We start from the raw sequence: 17,336 nt of genomic DNA, 5'->3' as shown, positions 1-17,336 counted from the left end.
TGTTCCCCGGTCGCCCCCGCTGAAGACCCGGCGGGCCGGCTTGCTATAATCGCCGCTTTTTCCGGCATCCAGCGATGCGCGTATTCCTCGGCCTTTCCGGGCAGCAACTGCCACCCACGGTGCTCACCATCGGCAACTTCGATGGCATCCACCGCGGGCACGTGGCCATGCTGGAGCGGCTGACCGCGAAGGCCCGGGAACTGGGTCTGCCCTCGACGGTGATGACCTTCGAGCCCCACCCCCGCGAAGTGTTCACGCCGGACCAGGCGCCGGCGCGGCTGACCAGCCTGCGGGAGAAGCTGGTGCTGCTGGAGGGGTTCGGCGTGGATCACGTCTACCTCTGCCATTTCGACCGGCAACTGGCCGCCCTGACGGCGGAGGACTTCATCCGGAGAATCGTGGTGGAGGGCCTCCAGGCCCGGCACGTGATCATCGGCGACGATTTCCGCTTCGGCCGGGGCCGCGCCGGCAATTTCGAGATGCTGCGGGCGGCGGGGCGGGACGCGGGTTTCGGCGTCGAGGCGATGAACACCGTGGATCACGACGGGCTGCGCGTGTCCAGTTCCGCGGTGCGCGACGCCCTGGCGGCCGGGCAACTGGAACTGGCGGCCCACTTGCTGGGGCGGCCCTACGGCATCGCCGGGCGGGTCTGCCACGGCGACAAGATCGGCCGCACCCTGGGTTTTCCCACCGCCAACGTGCAGTTGAAGCGCAAGCGCGTGCCGCTCACCGGCGTCTATGCCGCCATGGTCGCCGGGCTGGACAAGCGCCATCTGCCCGGCGCGGCCAGCATCGGCGTGCGCCCGACGCTGCGCGACGGTCTGCGGCCGACCCTGGAGGTGTATCTGCTGGATTTCGACCAGGACATCTACGGCGCCCATGTGACCGTGTATTTCATGCACAAGCTGCGGGAAGAGGCGAAGTTCGAGTCGCTGGACGCCCTGCAGGCCCAGATCGCGCTCGACGTGGAAGCAACCAAGCAATATTTCGCAGGCAACTCAAATGGCTGATTACCGCAAGACCCTCAACATGCCCGACACGCCCTTTCCGATGCGGGGCGACCTCGCCAAGCGCGAACCGGCCTGGGTGCAGCAATGGCAGGAAAAGCAGCTCTACCGGCGGATCCGCGAGGCGAGCCGGGGGCGGCCCCGCTTCCTGCTCCACGACGGCCCGCCCTACGCCAACGGCGACATCCACATCGGCCATGCGGTGAACAAGATCCTCAAGGACATCATCATCCGCTCGAAGACCCTGGCCGGCTTCGACGCGCCCTACGTGCCGGGCTGGGATTGCCACGGCCTGCCGATCGAGCACCAGATCGAAAAGCAGCACGGCCGCAACCTGCCGGGCGACAAGGTGCGCAGCCTGTGCCGGGACTACGCCCAGGAGCAGGTGGCGCGGCAGAAGAAGGACTTCATCCGTCTGGGCGTGCTGGGCGAGTGGGACAACCCCTACCTGACCATGAACTTCAAGGCCGAGGCCGACGAGATTCGCGCCCTGGGCAAGGTTCTGGAGCAGGGCTATCTCTACCAGGGCCTGAAGCCCGTGAACTGGTGCCTGGATTGCGGTTCCGCCCTGGCCGAAGCCGAGGTCGAGTACGAGGACAAGACCTCGCCGGCCATCGACGTGGCCTTCGAGGTGCACCCGAACCACGCCGACAAGCTGGCCCAGGCCTTCGGCCTCAAGCATTCCCCCGGCCCGGCTTTCGCGGTGATCTGGACCACCACGCCCTGGACGCTGCCGGCGAACGAGGCGGTCAGCGTCCATCCGGAGATGCGCTACGACCTGATCGAGACCGCCCGGGGCTGCCTGATCCTGGTCCATGAACTGGCCGAGTCCTGCCTGGCCCGTTACGAACTGGCAGGCAAGACGCTCGGCTCCGCCCCCGGCGCGGCCCTGGAGCATCTGCTGCTCAGGCATCCGTTCCAGGAGCGGGACGTCACGGTGATTTGCGGCACCCACGTCACCACCGAGGCCGGTACCGGCCTGGTGCACACCGCGCCGGCCCATGGCGTGGACGACTACAACGTCGGACGCCGCTACGGCCTGCCGGTGAACAACCCGGTCGGCGACGACGGCAAGTTCCTCGCCAACACGCCGGCCCTGTCCGTCGGCGAACTGGCGGGCAAGAGCGTCTGGGACGCCAATCCGCTGGTGTTGCAGGAACTGGAGGCGCGGCAGCGGCTCCTGAAGCAGGAGAAGATCCGCCACAGCTATCCGCACTGCTGGCGCCACAAGTCGCCGATCATCTTCCGCGCCACCACCCAGTGGTTCATCGGCATGGACCAGCGCCGCGACGAGAGCGCGCCCACGCTGCGCCTGGCGGCCGAGAAGGCGGTGGACGAGACCCGGTTCTTCCCCGCCTGGGGCCGCGCCCGGCTCGAAGCGATGATGAAGACGCGACCCGACTGGTGCGTCTCGCGCCAGCGCAACTGGGGAGTGCCGATCCCCTTTTTCCTGCACAAGGAAACGGCCCAGCTCCATCCCCGCACCGCCGAACTGGTGGAGGCCGTGGCCCAGCGCGTCGAAGAGGCCGGCATCGAGGCCTGGTTCGCGCTCGACCCCAAGGAACTGCTCGGCGACGAGGCGGAGCAGTACCGCAAGATGCGGGACACCCTGGACGTCTGGTTCGACTCCGGGGTCACCCACTGGAGCGTGCTGCGCGGTTCCCACCGCGAGCAGAGCGCCTTCCCCGCCGATCTCTACCTGGAGGGCTCCGACCAGCACCGCGGCTGGTTCCAGAGTTCGCTCCTGACCGGTTGCGCGATCGACGGCCGGGCGCCCTACCAGGCGCTGCTCACCCACGGCTTCGTGGTGGACGGCAAGGGCATGAAGATGTCCAAGTCCAAGGGCAACGTGATCGCGCCGCAGGAGGTCTCCGACAAGATGGGCGCCGAGATCCTGCGGCTCTGGGTGGCCTCCACCGACTACTCGGGGGAGCTGTCGATCTCCAAGGAGATCCTCGACCGCGTGGTGGAGACCTATCGCCGCCTGCGCAACACTCTGCGCTTCCTGCTGGCCAACACCGCCGATTTCGACGCCACGACCCGGATGCTGCCGCCGGCGCAGTGGCTGGAGATCGACCGCTACGCGCTGGCCCTGACCCGGCAGTTGCAGGATCAGGTGCAGGCCGACTACGGCCGCTATGAATTCCACAAGATCGTCCAGGCCCTGCAGGGCTTCTGCGCCGAGGACCTGGGCGCCTTCTACCTGGACATCCTGAAGGACCGCCTGTACACCACGGCGGCCGACTCCCTGCCGCGCCGCGCCGCGCAGAGCGCCCTGTGGCACATCCTGCAGGCCGTGACCCGGCTGATGGCGCCGATCCTGGCGTTCACCGCCGAGGAAATCTGGCAACTGGTCGGCACGGATGAGAGCGTGATGCTGCAGACCTGGCACGAGTTGCCCGCGCAGGACGGCGAGGCGGCCTTGCTGGAGCGCTGGGCGCGCATCCGCGAAGTGAAGGCCGAGGCCAGCAAGGTGCTGGAGGATCTGCGCGGCGCCGGCGGCATCGGTTCCTCGCTCCAGGCCGAAGTGGAGATTCGCGCCAGCGGCGCCAAGCACGGCCTCCTGGCGTCCCTGGAGGACGATCTGCGCTTCGTCCTGATCTGCTCCAGGACCACTCTGGTCGAAGTGGCGGACGCCTCCGCCGAGGCGGTGCTCGCCGTTCCCAGCGGTCACGCCAAGTGCGGCCGCTGCTGGCACTGGCGCGCCGACGTGGGCGGCGATGCGGAACATCCCGAACTCTGTGGCCGTTGCGTCGACAACCTGTTCGGCGCCGGCGAGGCGCGCCAGCGTGCCTAGTTTGTTGCCTCGACTGTGGCCCTGGTATGTCCTGGCCGGCGTCGTGATGGCGGCCGATCAGGTGAGCAAGCTCTGGGTGCTGTCGGTCCTGCGGCTGGGGGAAGGGGTGGAATTGACGCCCTTTTTCAACCTGGTGCTGGTGTTCAACCGCGGCGCCGCCTTCAGTTTCCTGGCCTGGGCCGAAGGTTGGCAGCGCTGGTTTTTCGTGGCGCTGGCGCTGGCGATCTCGGTCGGCATCGTGATCGCCATGCGCCGCGCCGCGGCCAAGGCGGCCAGCCGCTGGCTGATCGGCGCCCTGACCCTGGTGCTGGGCGGCGCCCTGGGCAATGTGATCGACCGCCTGATCCATGGCGCGGTGGTGGATTTCCTCGATTTCCACGCCGCCGGCTGGCACTGGCCGGCCTTCAATCTGGCCGACAGCGCCATCTGCGTCGGCATCGCGCTTCTGCTCTGGCAGGAGTTCAAGCACCAGGATTCACATAGGGATTCGCGCCATGGCTGAAATCGTCCGCGCAGACAGCTTCGTCACCTTGCACTACCGCCTCAGCGCCGACGACGGCCTGGAGCTGATGAACACCTTTCGCAACGCGCCGGGCACCCTGCAGATGGGCAGCGGCCAGTTGGCGCCATCCCTGGAACAGCGCCTGATCGGCGTGGCCGAGGGGGAGCGGCGGGTGTTCGAGCTGGCGGCGGGCGAGGCCTTCGGCGAACGGGTGGCGGCGATGGTGATGTGGGTTCCGCGAAGCCAGTTGCCCCAGTTGCCGTCGGGAACCGAACTCGAACTCCACGCCCAGATCGACTTCGTCGCCGAGAACGGCCAGGCCTATTCCGGCCTGGTGCGGGAAATCCGCGGCGACAAGGTGCTGATGGACTTCAACCATCCGCTGGCGGGCAAGCCGGTCCGCTTCGAGGTGGAAGTGATCGGAGTCCTGTGATGGAAATCTATCTCGCCAATCCCCGTGGTTTCTGCGCGGGCGTGGAACGGGCCATCGCCATCGTCGAGCGGGCCCTGGAGAAGTTCGGCGCGCCCATCTACGTGCGGCACGAGGTCGTCCATAATCGCCACGTGGTGGAGGAACTGCGGGCCAAGGGGGCGATCTTCATCGAGGATCTGGACGAGGTGCCGGCCGGCGCCACGCTGATCTTCAGCGCCCACGGCGTGCCCAGGGCGGTGCGCGAGGCGGCCGAGCGCCGTGGCTTGCGGGTGTTCGACGCCACCTGTCCGCTGGTCACCAAGGTCCATATCGAAGTGGCGCGGATGCGCGAGCAGGGCCGGGAGATCGTGATGATCGGTCACAAGGGGCATCCGGAAGTCGAAGGCACGATGGGCCAGTCGCAAGGCGGCATGTATCTGGTGGAAAGCGTCGATGACGCGGCACGGCTTCAGGTCGCGGACCCCGACATGCTTTCCTACGTGACGCAGACCACCCTCTCGGTGGACGATGCCAGTGCGATCGTTGCCGCGCTGCGCGCGCGCTTTCCAAAAATCACCGGACCGAAGAAGGACGACATCTGCTACGCCACGCAAAACCGCCAGGATGCGGTGAAGCAGATGACACCCCAGGTCGACCTGGTGCTGGTGGTGGGCTCCCGCACCAGCTCCAATTCCAATCGCCTGCGCGAGGTGGCGCAGAATCTGGGCGTGCCGGCCTATCTGATCGACGATGCGACGGCCATCGATCCGGCCTGGCTGGGCTCGGCGGCCCGCGTCGGCCTGACCGCCGGCGCTTCCGCGCCCGAGGTGCTGGTGGCCGATGTCATCCTGCGCTTGCGGCAATTGGGCGCCGGCGAGGTTACCCAACTGCCCGGCAAGGAGGAAGGGGTGCAGTTTCCCCTGCCCAAGGAATTGGTTCCAAAATCGCAACAATAAAAAGCTGAAATCTGGGCTTGAAAAGTCAAGCCCAGTTGCCATGCGGCACTTGTTTTTTTGATGCTCGATGAATGGTTCGATTGTATCCAATAGGGATACAATCGCCGCGCATCGCCGCGCATCGCCGCCGGAAGCGCGGCATTTTTTGTGTGCGCCCGGCAAGGAGGAGGGGGGGAATTTCCCCCGCCCAAGGATCTGGCGTTGATTACCGGCTAAGCGCTTCCTGGAGCCCTGGGGGGAGATCCTCCGGCAAACCGACGCTTGGAGTCTGGCCGGGCTCGAAAGTCACATCCACCAGCAACTGACTGCGCACGACATGGCCGGTAATCATTCCCGGCGCGTAGCGTGCCGCGCTGAAAGCCCTGATGGCGCTGGCGGCGAAGGCATCTTCCTGGGTCGGCGAGAGGAGCTGGTGGCGATCGACGGTGCCTTCTTCATTGATGAAGAGCAGCAGCAGGACGCGCCCCGACGCCTCTGAAAAACCGACCGGGTATTCCGGTTGGATCGGTTTGAGCGGACTGGGCCGTCGATGCAGCCATTTGGCCGGATAGTACCAGGGGCCGAAGACAAGACCGGGCGCCTGCCCCGGGGTAGCCGACCGGGATGCCGGCGGCTCCTCCGCATCGGGGCCGGGCTCCTTTCGATGGGACTCCGGTGGAGGCGTGGATACCTCACTCTCCCGCGGCCGGACGGTGCTTCGCTCTGGTGGACGCGGGGTCAGATGGAGAAGGAGAACCTCGGGTTTCTGCCGATCCGGCCCGGAATGGCGGGCGGAAGGCGGCCAGCCGGGCTTGCTGATCAGGAAGCCATGGGCCAGGGCGGAGAGCGCCAGGGCGAGGGCGAGCCTGGCGCGCGGATTCCGGGGAATCAACCGCTTCGCCCGCCTATTCGATGATCTCCCGCCAACTCACGCGTTTCCCGGAAGAGGGGGGAATGTCGACCGGGACATCGATGGTCACCACCGCGCCGGTGGACATCGTCGCGAGCACGGCGATTTTTCCGGTTGGCAAACGGACCACCGCCAACCCCACCACCTGGGCCTGGGAGCCTTCCCTGTCCTTGATGAGAATCCCGCCGGCACCGCAACCCGAGGCGGTGTTGAAGTAGGTCAGCCATGAATAGCCGCCGATCGTGCAGGCGTTGTTCGTGGGGATGTTGCTGCCCACCAGCAAACTGCCGAGTACGATCTGCATGTCGATATTCACGCGCTCGCCGGTATCCGGCAAATCCGCGTACCAGCCGTTGGGGGAGCTGCATTGGCTGCTGTCGTTGCTGATGGAGCGGGTGGCGGAAGTGCCGCTGCCGGTCTGGGTGATGTGGATGGGATTCAACGTGGCGCGCAGGTTGGTGACCGTCGCGCCCGCATCCTTGATGGCCCAGACGGTCTGGGTCTGCGTGGTGCTGCCGTCCGTGCTGCCCAGATATCGCCCGGTACCGACATAGACGAAGATATCGTTGTTGACCGTGCTCAGCCGCGGACGGGTCGTGATCGACTGGGGCGTCCCCGTTTCATCGACCGCCTGGGCCAGCAGGCTGGCCTCCCGCCCGGCTGTGCCAAAGGTATCGTTGATGTCGAAACGCCAGAGGTTGCCCAGCAGATCGACACCATAGACGCGGTCGATCTGGTTGTTCTTCATGGCGTTGTTGCCGGTGACGCTGGCGGAGACGTGGTTGAGGCCGCTGGGACTGGCGGCGGAGCCGACGCCGGTGCCGATCTTGTAAAGAATCTTGCCCGTCGTGGCTTCCAGGACATAGAGGTAGCCTTGGCCATCGCCGCTGACCGCCGGGGAATTGACGTTGTTGTATCCGGAGGTCACGATCACCACCCATCGTCCATCGGCCAACTTGCCGATCACCGGGTTGTTGTAGGTGTAGCCCAGATGGCAGTCCGCATACCAGGTGCCGCTGCTGGCGCTGTCGTAGCAGGTGCCGCTCCATTTGAATTCCCAGAGGCCCTTGGGGTGGGCGGGGTCGGTGATGTCCAGCGCGTAGTAGCCCTTGCCTCCTTTGTTCAAGCCGGCCACCAGGATCGTTTTCCAGCAGTTCTCGGGATGGATGGGGTCGCTTGCGCAGCCGGCCACGGTGGTGTCGAAGACATCGCCGGAGACGGGGGTGCCGTCCACCAGGTAGATGTGCTGACTGGCATAGTTCTCACTGGCGAGCTTGTAGAGGTTCGGCAGGACCATCGTCGGGATGAAGGCCCAGGCCTCATCGCCGCCCTGGCTGTCCACGATGGACGTGCCGGCATGGAAGGCGTGCAGCATGCCGTCGTTGGTGGCGGCGAAGACGATGGGGGTCCGGCTGGCGTGATCGCTCTTGAAGGTGCTGTAGCCGCTGTCGTTGTAGCTGGCGGAGGGGGCCTTCACGAAAACGGGCTGGGAATTGACGATGTCCCCCATGATCTTTTCCCGCGCCCGGAACAGTTTGTTCAAGTCATTGGCCTCGAAGGGCGTTTTGCCGCCCTGGCCGCGCAGGTAATTCACCAGATTGGCCCCGGCGGCGGCTGAACGCTGATTGACCGTGCCGCTTGTGCCGTCGGTCATCGAGGGGTATTGGCTCAACAGAGCGATCTGGGATGCCCCGAAATTGGCCTGCTCCGCGGCGTCGAGCCCCGTCGACGCGGTTCCGGCGGGGTTGCCGCTCGCATCGCAGGCATAGGTGTCCCATGTGAAATCCGCCAGATTGTCGGCGGCGCCGCTGCGGAACAGCTTGATGGTGCGGTTGTCGCAGGCGGCCTTGGCCTTGGCTTCCAGTTTTGCCTGAGCGGACCAGATGCTGGTGCCGCTGATCGCGCCTGTATTCAGGTCGATTTCACGGGCCGTCAGCTCCCCGATCCACTTCTGGGTGACGAATTGGGCCGTGTAGGCAAAATTGTCTCCCGCCACGGGCTCCAGGTTTGAGGTGGCCGCCGCCGCGGCGGAAGCGACCCGGGCATTGATGCCGGAGAGGGCGGAAGACAATGCGTTGACCACGCTGTCCGGATCGCGGGCGCTGAAATATTGACCCCGGCCGTTGACCGCTGCATGCCATAGATCGTCCAGTGCGGTTGGGTCGTCGGCTTTCGGGATCGGCCAGTTTTTGGTACCCCCCTTGATGTCCTTGAAATCACCGGAATCCGCGGTTTTGTAGTCGGAGCGGTAATTCAAGGTGCCTGAAAGCCCAAGTCCCATGGTAAAGGTGGTCATGTGCTGCCAGTTGGCCCTGTCGGCCTCGTTGTCGGTATCGAGACCGCTGTGCGGGACGTTGTTGTCGCAGACGGTGACGCCGGTACCCAGGGCGCCGGTGCAGTTGCCCAGGGCCGAAGTACGGAGATCGGTCTTGTAATAGTGCTGGGCAACGTCCGCCAGGGTATTGCTGCTGCCACCGCTGGTGCTGGTGGTTTCGCACGGCCAGGCGGAACATCCCGACGGCGGTGTCGGAGGACCGCCGCCGGTAATCGCATCGTCGGCGGGAAGCGCGGGCACTGATCCGGCTGCATAGCAGACGCCGGTGAGATCGGTCCAGATCCCCTGCGTTATCGTGGGTGAACCGACGATGCTGCCGCTCTGGTCGGGGCCTTCATAACGGGTGGCCGTCGTGGTGGTTTGATTCTGAATCTTCTTGCCGTTGGAGTCGGTGCCGGTTTGGCACACCACGGAGGTGCCGTTCACGTCCGGCCCCGAGGGGGTGCAGGAGTCCACGAAAGCCCAGCTCGTGACATCTGCGGTTCGGCAGGTGACGGTGGGGCTGCTGCCGGGATTGGAGGCTGTGCAGGTGCCGGAGTTCACAAAACCCGTGTCGCTGGATACGCGGCAGAGGGTTGTCGTGGGGTCTGAGTATCCGGCGGTACAAGTGCCAATATTGTTCCATCCCGAATCAGAGGTGACCCGGCAAACTGAGCGGTAGCTATCGCCTGTACCCGATACGGTGCAATCGAAATTGATGGCTTGGCAGTTTGATGGCCCCGGCCGACACTTCGAAAAATTTGCCGTGCGGCGTTGGTTTTGCACCGTACGTTTCTGGAGCTGCCTTGTTTTGGCTTGAGGGCGCGTCAGGGAACAACTTGTGTACTGATAGGCGTTGGAAGCGGTGTTCCAGACATAATTGGCCGAACCACCGTCATAGATCGGCCGAGGCGAAACCGGAAAACGGCTGGTTCCTGAGTTGTAGGCATCCAGTTCGGCCAGGGCACCGTCCTGATTATCCATGAGGGTACTGCCATTGATCTTGCGGCCATTCCCGTCGTTCCAATAACCATCCGTCGTCAGAATCGCAAAATTCTGTTGGCAGGAGTACTGGACGGGATCATCGGCTTGGTTAGGCACCATGCCCTTGTTGATGGAGTCGTTCTTGCCGGTGAAGTAGCGGCCTGCAATGGAAAGTGCGGTACGTAGGGGTGTTCCTGAATCTCCTTTTTGCGAGTACAGCTTCGAATACCAGCTAGAACGCTGGGTTGTATCGAAGTCAGCGATCTTCAAGAATTTTGAACTTGAGACGGAACTACCATTGGCTCCGCCAGCATCATTCACCGTACCAGGGTGAATTGTGATGAATCCGACGCGGTAACTGTCTGTCAGGGGAGCAAGTGCCCGACCTGCCGAGGACTTCATCATCTGAATGCGCGAGCGGTAATAGCTGTACCAGTTGGCGAAATTCTGCCGTTCATCACCGCCGGAAATGCCCGATGTGCTGCTGACAAGGGTTTTTTCCCAGACCAGGGTTCTACCGCCGCTGCACGTGGGGGGGCTGTTGGTGGGGTATGTGGCATTGGAACAAGTGCCGCTGGAGATCGATGGGCCGCTACAGCAAATACCGGTCGTGGAACTGGTCACCGAGCCCGTGGAGTAATTGCAAATGCCAGTGTCGGGAACCGGCGTGCCCAGGTCCGTGGCCGCCAGGGTCCAGTAATAGGCTGCGCGCCCGCTTTCGCTGCCATTGGCGGAAAACGAAGTGCCGAGGTTGGTTCGGCTGGTGCCGGCGCCCGACATGTAATCGTGAAAGCCTTCGTCCCATGCGCTGGTGAAGCTGGTCTGACTGCCGCTGTTCAGGTCGACGCCTGCTGAGTCCTTGGGGATTTCGTAACTGGTTGCCGGGTTGTAGAAAACCGTGTTGCATTGGTGATTCCGGTAGCCTATGGCGCTGCTGCCGACGCCGTCTGGCATATAGGTCCAATTCATGGACCCCGAATCATCCAGAATGAAAAGAATGTTGGGCTTGACCTGGGTGGAGGATGAGCTGGCCAAGGGAACGTCAGCCAGATCCGTCAGGGCCTGGGCGTTCTGGATGAAGCCCTGCAGCATCAGGGCGAGCATCAAGGCGGTCGTCGAGCGGTGTCCAGGGAACATGGCGATGCTCCTCAATACAGGATGGCCTGGGTATAGGAGGTGGTGCCCAGGGGCCCTCGGGCGCGGGCCGTGATTCGATAGTAGGGTTGCGCGGTTGCCGTGATGCAGGTGGCGTTGGCCTCGGGACAGTTGGCGTTGTCGGCCGAGGCCTTGGTGGCACATTGCTGCCCGGCGCTATTGACGGAACCGGGAATCCGGCAAAGGCGATGAATGACATAGCGAATTTCGTTGCCGGCACCGTCATCGGCAACCGCCTGCACGGCATTGGCCCAGTTGAAACTGGCGGGCGTGAATTTCGGGAGGGGGCTGGTGCCGGGGGGGGGGGGCCGCAGTCGTCGGTGTTGCCATCGTTGTTGGCGTCGGGGCGATTGCTGGCATTGATGGAAATGTTGCACCAGGCAGGGAAGTAGGCCGCGCCCACGTTGGCTTGCTCCAGCGCGGACTGTGCCTGCCCCATGATCCAGGCGCGCCCCGCCTCGATACCGCGGTCCGCACCGATGGTGGCCCCCTGGCGAAAGGTCAGGTTGCGGGCAATGATGACCCCCGAGCCGATTTGTCGAAAGAGGATGATGCCGGCCAGGGTCATGGCCACCAGCATGACCAGGGCGACGATCAGGATGATCCCCTGTTCTCGTTTGGGGATGGCCGTCCGGTACGTCATGGAGGCGTTCATGGCGAATTCCCCCAGACCGCGTTGCGCAAGGGCACCACGGTTTCATAGACCCGATAGCGGTAGCGGCGCCAATCGTTTGGCGTGCCGGGGTTCGAGTCGGGCGTTCCGTCAAGATTGGTCATGACGAAGGCGCCGGCGGCCCAGGATGGCGCCACGGTGGTGACGGCCTGTTTTTCGTATTGCTGGCTGCGCGCCAGGAGCGCGACCCGGATGGCGCGAACGGTCCGGAAGTCCGCCGGCGCGGCGGATTGCCATGTGTCGACGATGTTGTCCGCGTCGCTGTCCAAGCCATATTCGGCTTGCAGGTCGATGATGCCGTCGGCGACTTCGGTCCAGTCATTCATGCCGTCGGGGGTGTTCTGTCCGGCGGCGTCGTGTTGATCGGAGTAGTGCAGGTCGTCGGTGCTGACAAGGGTGCGATCGTTGACGATCCGCCAGACATTGCGCCGGGGCTGGGGGCCCAGGTTGAAAATATTGCCGGCGCTCAGTGCGACGGCCAGACCCGCGGCGGGGTTGTAACGGGCAGTGACGGCCGTGTTGTCGGGGTCGTTGTAATTGCCCGAGGCGTGGGTGATCGTGAGGCCGTCGGCATGGGTGTTCAGGGTGGTTTCCACAAGCCCGCAGGCACCGGCCTGGGCCGCTACCAGCAAATCTCCGCGCTGGATGCTGCTCGGGTCGTTCAAGCGTTTTGTCGTTGCGCTGGATGCGCTGTAGGTGGTGCTGTCGGACGTCAGCGCAGAGTTGCCGAACAACACTGTGATCGTGTCCGGTGAGCCCCCCGCGCCATCGGTGATCTGGACGGGTACAAGGGGAAATGTGAAATTGTTGCCGGGTCTCAGGCGGTCGTAGGCCGTGACGGTACACCCCATGGCGCCGGCGTTGCCGAAGCCGTAGCCTGCATTGCGAAGCTCCCGCTCCAGGCTGTAGAGCGCGATAGAGCCGGAGATCTGGGCATCGCTACCCGAGGCGGCGGTGCGCTTTCGTTCGTTCCAGTTCAACAGCATCTGAAACATGACGAGGATGCCCAGTAGTCCGATGATCATGCCGATCATGACTTCCACAAGGGAAAAGCCTTGGGCGGCACGTCGTCCGGGTAAGGAAAGGCGCTCGGGCATGGCGGGCTCAGTTGACGTAGGCGACCAGGGTGTGCCGACGTGGAACCGAATCGGCACTGTTTTGCCAGCACAGGGTGATCGACACCTGGTTGAAATTTCCAGTATCGACGATGATTTGCTGCATGGCGGCGCTGGTCCCGGGCAACTGGGCCGTCGCGTCGTTCAGCCAGGCAGCGACTTGGGCATTGTCGGAGGCCGTGCCTGAGAAATCGCAATTGGCGCCGTTGGGTTGGTGGCTGAAGGCGGCCAGGGAGTTTTGCAGGTTGGTCGCGTTGGATCGGTCAACATTGAGATTGATTTCGCCCATCATGCGATCCACGAGATTCGAGGCTTCGATCCGGTACTGGGCATCCGATTGGGCGGAAATGGCCGAGGCTTGCATGGCGATGACGGCCAGCACGCCGATCGAAAAGATGAGGATGCCGATCATCGCCTCGATGAGCACGATGCCTTGTTCCCGCGCGCCCGGCCAATGCCTAGCAGCCACGGGTATCTCCCGTTCCGGTGGCGGCGGGGTCGCACAGGCGGATTTGCCCGCCTACCGATACCAGCACGTTGAGGCAGCGCATGGCGCCAGCCGGTGCGCATGCGCCGCCCGCGGGATTGGTGAAACCGAAGGTGGCGGTGGCTGCGAGATTGGTGCGGCCCAATCCGTTGAAAACGATGGATGCGATGCCGTTGCCGGTGACCGCCACGTTCGAGGCGGACGTTTGGCCGCTGCCTTCGATACCGGCATGTCCTTCGATGAAGTCGCTCATGTCGGCGGTTCGTATGACCCAGTTTCCACCGGTCTCGTTTGGATTGAACGCCGCCACGTTGGCGGCAATCGGTGCATCGTCCGTCAGCAGGAATTCGACGTCGCTGTTGTTCTGCAAGGCTTCGGCTCGCGCTCTTTGCAATCCGGCCAGGCAATTTTCGGCGGCACTGCGCAATTTCGAGTTTTGGATCATGGTGGTAAATGATGGAATGCCCATGACCAGGAGCAAGGCGGCAATGGCGATGGCGATCATCAATTCGACCAGCGAGAAGCCCTGCGACCGAGGTATTTTCATGTGGCGTTCCTCGTCTCTTCAACAGGAACCGTCCCGCTTGAGTACCCAGCAGGGGTTGTTCGTGCCGGCCCACCCAGCGGGAAGGGCAACGGTGGTACGGGTGTTGGACTGATCGATGGTGTAGGCAAAGCCAGTCATGGGGCCAATGCCGTCGGCGCGAACGACGTAGCCGGTCGCGGTGAGATTCGCGGCAGGGCAGCTGTACTGGAAATTTCCGGTGTTGGCGGGAAGCGGGGCGACCGTGCCGTTGCTGCAGGCCCCGGCGTAGGACCGATTGTCCTGAAAGTACTGCTCCATCTTCACGCGCATTTCGGACAAGTTGGCGACCGCCTCGGTGATGCGGCTACGGGCCACATAATCCAGATACGACGGCACGGCGACCGTCGCCAGGATGGCGACGATGACAACGACGATCATGAGTTCGATCAGGGTAAAGCCACGGTCCGTTTTGCTTTTCATCATCTTCTCCTCCTCCTCGTATTTTCTTTCTGTTTCATCCGGGATCGCCAGTACCAATGGTGTCAGCGGTCAATTATTTCTGACGAATGGCTGTCACTGTGTGTTGTTGGCGTCTGTTGCCGTCAAATCGGGGGATCGTTATAATCCGCCGCCTTGCTGCTGTAGCTCAGTCGGTAGAGCAACTGATTCGTAATCAGTAGGTCACCAGTTCGATTCCGGTCAGCAGCACCATGAAATCAACGGGTTAGCATTGCGCTAACCCGTTTTTTCTTCCGAATTGCCGACAGTTGCCAGTAATTCGTCTTTGGGGTCCCAGTGTCCGATTCCGCCTGCTATCACTGCGGTCTGCCGATACCGGCGGAAGCCGATTTCCCCGTCGAGATCGGCGGCAGTTGCCGGGCAATGTGCTGTGCTGGATGCCAAGCCGTCGCCCAGGCGATCGTGACCAACGGCCTGGACGATTATTACCGGCATCGGGATGCGATGCCGGAGAGCCCGCGCGAGGCAATGCCCGAGGCGTTGAAGGATCTGGGGCTGTTCGATCATCCGGAAGTGCAGAAGAATTTCGTTCGCCCCGTCGGCGAGTACGAGCGGGAGGCCGCGCTGATTCTGGAAGGCATCACCTGTGCCGCCTGCGTCTGGCTCAACGAGGCCCATGTCGGCCGGCAGCCCGGGGTGACGGCGGTGGAGATCAATTACGCCACGCGGCGGGCGCGGGTGCGCTGGGATTCGCGGCTGACGCAACTTTCCCGGATTCTCGAAGCGGTCGCCGCCATCGGCTACCGGGCACATCCCTACGATGTCGCGAAATCGGAGCAACTGGCCCAGGCGGAGCGCAAGTCGGCGCTGTGGCGGCTGTTCGTGGCCGGCTTCGGCATGATGCAGGTGATGATGTATGCCGTGCCGGTGTATTTGGCCGACGATGGGACGATGACGCCCGACATCGAGCTCCTGATGCGCTGGGCCAGCCTGATCCTGACCTTGCCGGTGGTGCTGTATTCGGCCGCTCCCTTTTTCCGCAGTGCCTGGCGCGATCTGGCCCTGCGCCGGGTCGGCATGGACGTGCCGGTGGCATTGGGCATCGGCGCCGCCTTTGCCGCCAGTCTTTGGGCGACCCTGGTCGGGCGGGGCGAGGTGTATTTCGACTCGGTGACGATGTTCGTGTTCTTCCTGCTGGGCGGTCGCTATCTGGAGTTGATGGCGCGCCAAAAAGCCGTGCGTGGCGTCGAGGCCCTGGCCAGGGCGGTGCCCGCCTTCGCGGCGCGTCTGGGGAACTACCCGGCGTTGGATACGGAACGCGTGGCGGTGGCGGAACTGCGGGTCGGCGACCTGCTGCTGGTCAAGCCGGGGGAAACCCTGCCGGCCGATGGGGCCGTGGTGCAGGGCGAGGGTTCGGTGGATGAATCCTTGCTGACCGGCGAGAGCCGGCCGGTGCCCAAGCAAGTCGACGATCAGGTCACCGGCGGCAGCGTGAATCTGGGCAGCGCCCTGGTCGTGCGGGTGCTCCGGACCGGCGAGCAAACGCGTCTGGCGTCCATCCAGCGCCTGATGGAGCGGGCCGAGGCCGAGCGGCCGGAGATGGTGCGCACGGCGGACCGGGTGGCGGCCTGGTTCGTGGCCGCCTTGCTGGTGCTGGCGGCGGCGACGGCGGTTGCCTGGTATTTCATCGATGCCGCACGGATGCTGGAGGTGTTCGTCGCGGTGCTGGTGGTGAGCTGCCCCTGCGCGCTTTCCCTGGCGACTCCGGCGGCGATGACGGTTTCCATCGGCACGCTGGCGTCGCGCGGCTTGCTGGTGACGCGGGGTCATGCCATCGAGACCCTGGCGCGGGTGACGCGCTTCGTCTTCGACAAGACCGGGACCCTCACCCAGGGGCGGATGACGCTGAAAGCGGTGCATTGCTGCCGGGATTGGCCGGAAACGCGTCTGCGCCAGTTGGCGGCCGCCCTCGAGCAGTCGTCCGAGCATCCGATCGCGGCGGGCCTGTGCGCGGGCATTTCAACTGCGGGGTTGCCGGCGGTGACTGAATTGCGGATCCGTACTGGCGCCGGCGTCGAGGCGGTTTTTTGCGGTGAGGCGGTGCGCCTGGGCAGCCCATCTTTTGTCGCGGGGCTTCATGGACAGCCGGTACCCGCTGAAATCCAGGACATCCAGGCGGAGGGGGATACGGTGGTGGCGCTGGCCGATGGCAACGGCTGGCTGGGTTTCTTTCGACTGGCCGATGCCTTGCGGGATGGCGCCTTGCCGATGGTGTCGCGCCTGAAGGCGCTGGGGCTCCGCCTGGGCGTGTTGAGCGGAGACGGTGGGGCGGTGGTGCGTCGCGTCGCCGATGAATTGGGAATCGAGGCGGCGGAAGGCGATCTGTCGCCCGAGGCCAAGCATCAGCGGATTCAGGCCCTGCAGCAGGCGGGCGAGTCCATGGCGATGGTGGGCGATGGCGTCAACGATGCGCCGGTGCTGGCGCAGGCCCAGGTGTCGATCGCGATGGGGCAGGGCACGGACCTGGCCAGAACCCAGGCCGACGTGGTGCTGCTGGGGCAGAGCCTGGAGGCCATTGCGGACGGCGTGGCGCTTTCACGACGCACGATGGCGATCGTGCGGCAGAACCTGATCTGGTCCTTCGGCTATAACCTGACCGCCATTCCGCTGGCGATGGCCGGCTGGATCACGCCCTGGATGGCGGGTATCGGGATGTCGGCAAGCTCGCTATTGGTCGTGCTCAACGCCTTGCGTCTGCAGCGTGCGAATTTTCCGGGTGCCGGTGGAACGGAGGTCTGATGGAGATCATGTACTTGTTGGTGCCTGTGTCGCTGCTGCTGGTATTCGTCATTGCGGCGATTTTCTGGTGGTCGCTGCGCAATGGCCAGTTCGAGGACCTGGAAGGTCCGGCCTATCGGATGCTGATGGATGACGACCGGCCGATTGTCGACGGCGAATCCAATAAATCCAGCCAAAGGGTTGATGTAAATCAATGAGTAACATCGAAGAAAAGGCCATACTCTTGCCGAGGGTTTGGTGGCGGTTCGCCGCCGGACCCTG

Annotated in this window: 13 protein-coding genes and 1 tRNA gene; 8 read left to right on the top strand and 6 right to left on the bottom strand. The window is 64.1% G+C overall.

The genetic code is table 11. From position 1 onward, the window contains the following. Positions 1 to 74 precede the first annotated feature (74 nt). The 5 genes from B9N43_RS06000 to ispH are packed head-to-tail and all read left to right on the top strand — an operon-like array spanning position 75 to position 5,674. Entirely contained in the window at positions 75 to 1,010 is a 936-nt protein-coding gene (locus B9N43_RS06000; protein WP_145841405.1) for a bifunctional riboflavin kinase/FAD synthetase, read from the top strand. Further along, positions 1,003 to 3,804 (top strand): isoleucine--tRNA ligase, encoded by a 2,802-nt coding sequence (gene ileS, locus B9N43_RS05995; RefSeq protein ID WP_145841404.1) that lies wholly within the window; start codon positions 1,003 to 1,005, stop codon positions 3,802 to 3,804. Before B9N43_RS06000 ends, ileS begins: the two co-directional genes overlap by 8 nt. After that, a complete protein-coding gene (gene lspA / locus B9N43_RS05990; protein ID WP_261379398.1) occupies positions 3,797 to 4,306 on the top strand; it encodes a signal peptidase II in 510 nt (169 codons plus the stop codon). Before ileS ends, lspA begins: the two co-directional genes overlap by 8 nt. Next, positions 4,299 to 4,739 carry a peptidylprolyl isomerase gene (locus B9N43_RS05985; protein ID WP_145841402.1) on the top strand — a complete coding sequence of 147 codons (441 nt, stop codon included), beginning with the start codon at positions 4,299 to 4,301 and terminating at the stop codon, positions 4,737 to 4,739. The genes lspA and B9N43_RS05985 overlap by 8 nt, the downstream gene beginning before the upstream one ends. Continuing rightward, entirely contained in the window at positions 4,739 to 5,674 is a 936-nt protein-coding gene (gene ispH / locus B9N43_RS05980; RefSeq protein WP_145841401.1) for a 4-hydroxy-3-methylbut-2-enyl diphosphate reductase, read from the top strand. Before B9N43_RS05985 ends, ispH begins: the two co-directional genes overlap by 1 nt. 205 nt (positions 5,675 to 5,879) lie before the next feature. Here the strand turns inward: ispH and B9N43_RS05975 are convergent, their stop codons facing one another. The 6 genes from B9N43_RS05975 to B9N43_RS05950 all read right to left on the bottom strand — a co-directional run bounded on the left by B9N43_RS05975 (position 5,880) and on the right by B9N43_RS05950 (position 14,300). Further along, positions 5,880 to 6,545 carry an energy transducer TonB gene (locus tag B9N43_RS05975; RefSeq protein WP_145841400.1) on the bottom strand — a complete coding sequence of 222 codons (666 nt, stop codon included), beginning with the start codon at positions 6,543 to 6,545 and terminating at the stop codon, positions 5,880 to 5,882. 13 nt (positions 6,546 to 6,558) lie between these two features. Beyond that, entirely contained in the window at positions 6,559 to 11,160 is a 4,602-nt protein-coding gene (locus tag B9N43_RS05970; RefSeq protein ID WP_145841399.1) for a pilus assembly protein, read from the bottom strand. A 507-nt stretch (positions 11,161 to 11,667) separates the two neighbouring features. Beyond that, positions 11,668 to 12,786: a PilW family protein gene (locus tag B9N43_RS05965; RefSeq protein ID WP_145841398.1), complete on the bottom strand. Its 1,119-nt coding sequence runs from the start codon at positions 12,784 to 12,786 to the stop codon at positions 11,668 to 11,670. 7 nt (positions 12,787 to 12,793) lie between these two features. Then, positions 12,794 to 13,273 carry a type IV pilus modification protein PilV gene (pilV, locus tag B9N43_RS05960; protein ID WP_145841397.1) on the bottom strand — a complete coding sequence of 160 codons (480 nt, stop codon included), beginning with the start codon at positions 13,271 to 13,273 and terminating at the stop codon, positions 12,794 to 12,796. Beyond that, complete coding sequence (locus B9N43_RS05955) at positions 13,263 to 13,838, bottom strand: Tfp pilus assembly protein FimT/FimU (RefSeq protein WP_145843462.1); 576 nt, start codon at positions 13,836 to 13,838, stop codon at positions 13,263 to 13,265. The genes pilV and B9N43_RS05955 overlap by 11 nt, the downstream gene beginning before the upstream one ends. Positions 13,839 to 13,856: 18 nt before the next feature. Next, a complete protein-coding gene (locus B9N43_RS05950) occupies positions 13,857 to 14,300 on the bottom strand; it encodes a type IV pilin protein (protein ID WP_145841396.1) in 444 nt (147 codons plus the stop codon). Between the two features lie 152 nt (positions 14,301 to 14,452). On the opposite strand from B9N43_RS05950, the gene B9N43_RS05945 reads away from it, so the two are divergent. The 3 genes from B9N43_RS05945 to ccoS all read left to right on the top strand — a co-directional run bounded on the left by B9N43_RS05945 (position 14,453) and on the right by ccoS (position 17,272). Then, a tRNA-Thr gene (locus B9N43_RS05945) sits at positions 14,453 to 14,528 on the top strand. Between the two features lie 84 nt (positions 14,529 to 14,612). Further along, positions 14,613 to 17,075 (top strand): heavy metal translocating P-type ATPase, encoded by a 2,463-nt coding sequence (locus B9N43_RS05940; protein ID WP_145841395.1) that lies wholly within the window; start codon positions 14,613 to 14,615, stop codon positions 17,073 to 17,075. Next, positions 17,075 to 17,272 (top strand): cbb3-type cytochrome oxidase assembly protein CcoS, encoded by a 198-nt coding sequence (ccoS, locus tag B9N43_RS05935; protein ID WP_145841394.1) that lies wholly within the window; start codon positions 17,075 to 17,077, stop codon positions 17,270 to 17,272. The genes B9N43_RS05940 and ccoS overlap by 1 nt, the downstream gene beginning before the upstream one ends. The last annotated feature ends 64 nt before the right edge of the window (positions 17,273 to 17,336 follow it).

It is taken from the genome of Denitratisoma sp. DHT3, assembly GCF_007833355.1.
Classification (GTDB): Bacteria; Pseudomonadota; Gammaproteobacteria; order Burkholderiales; family Rhodocyclaceae; genus Denitratisoma.
The sequence above is the reverse complement of the archived record's forward strand: the minus strand, read 5'-3'. Positions and strand labels throughout refer to the sequence as shown.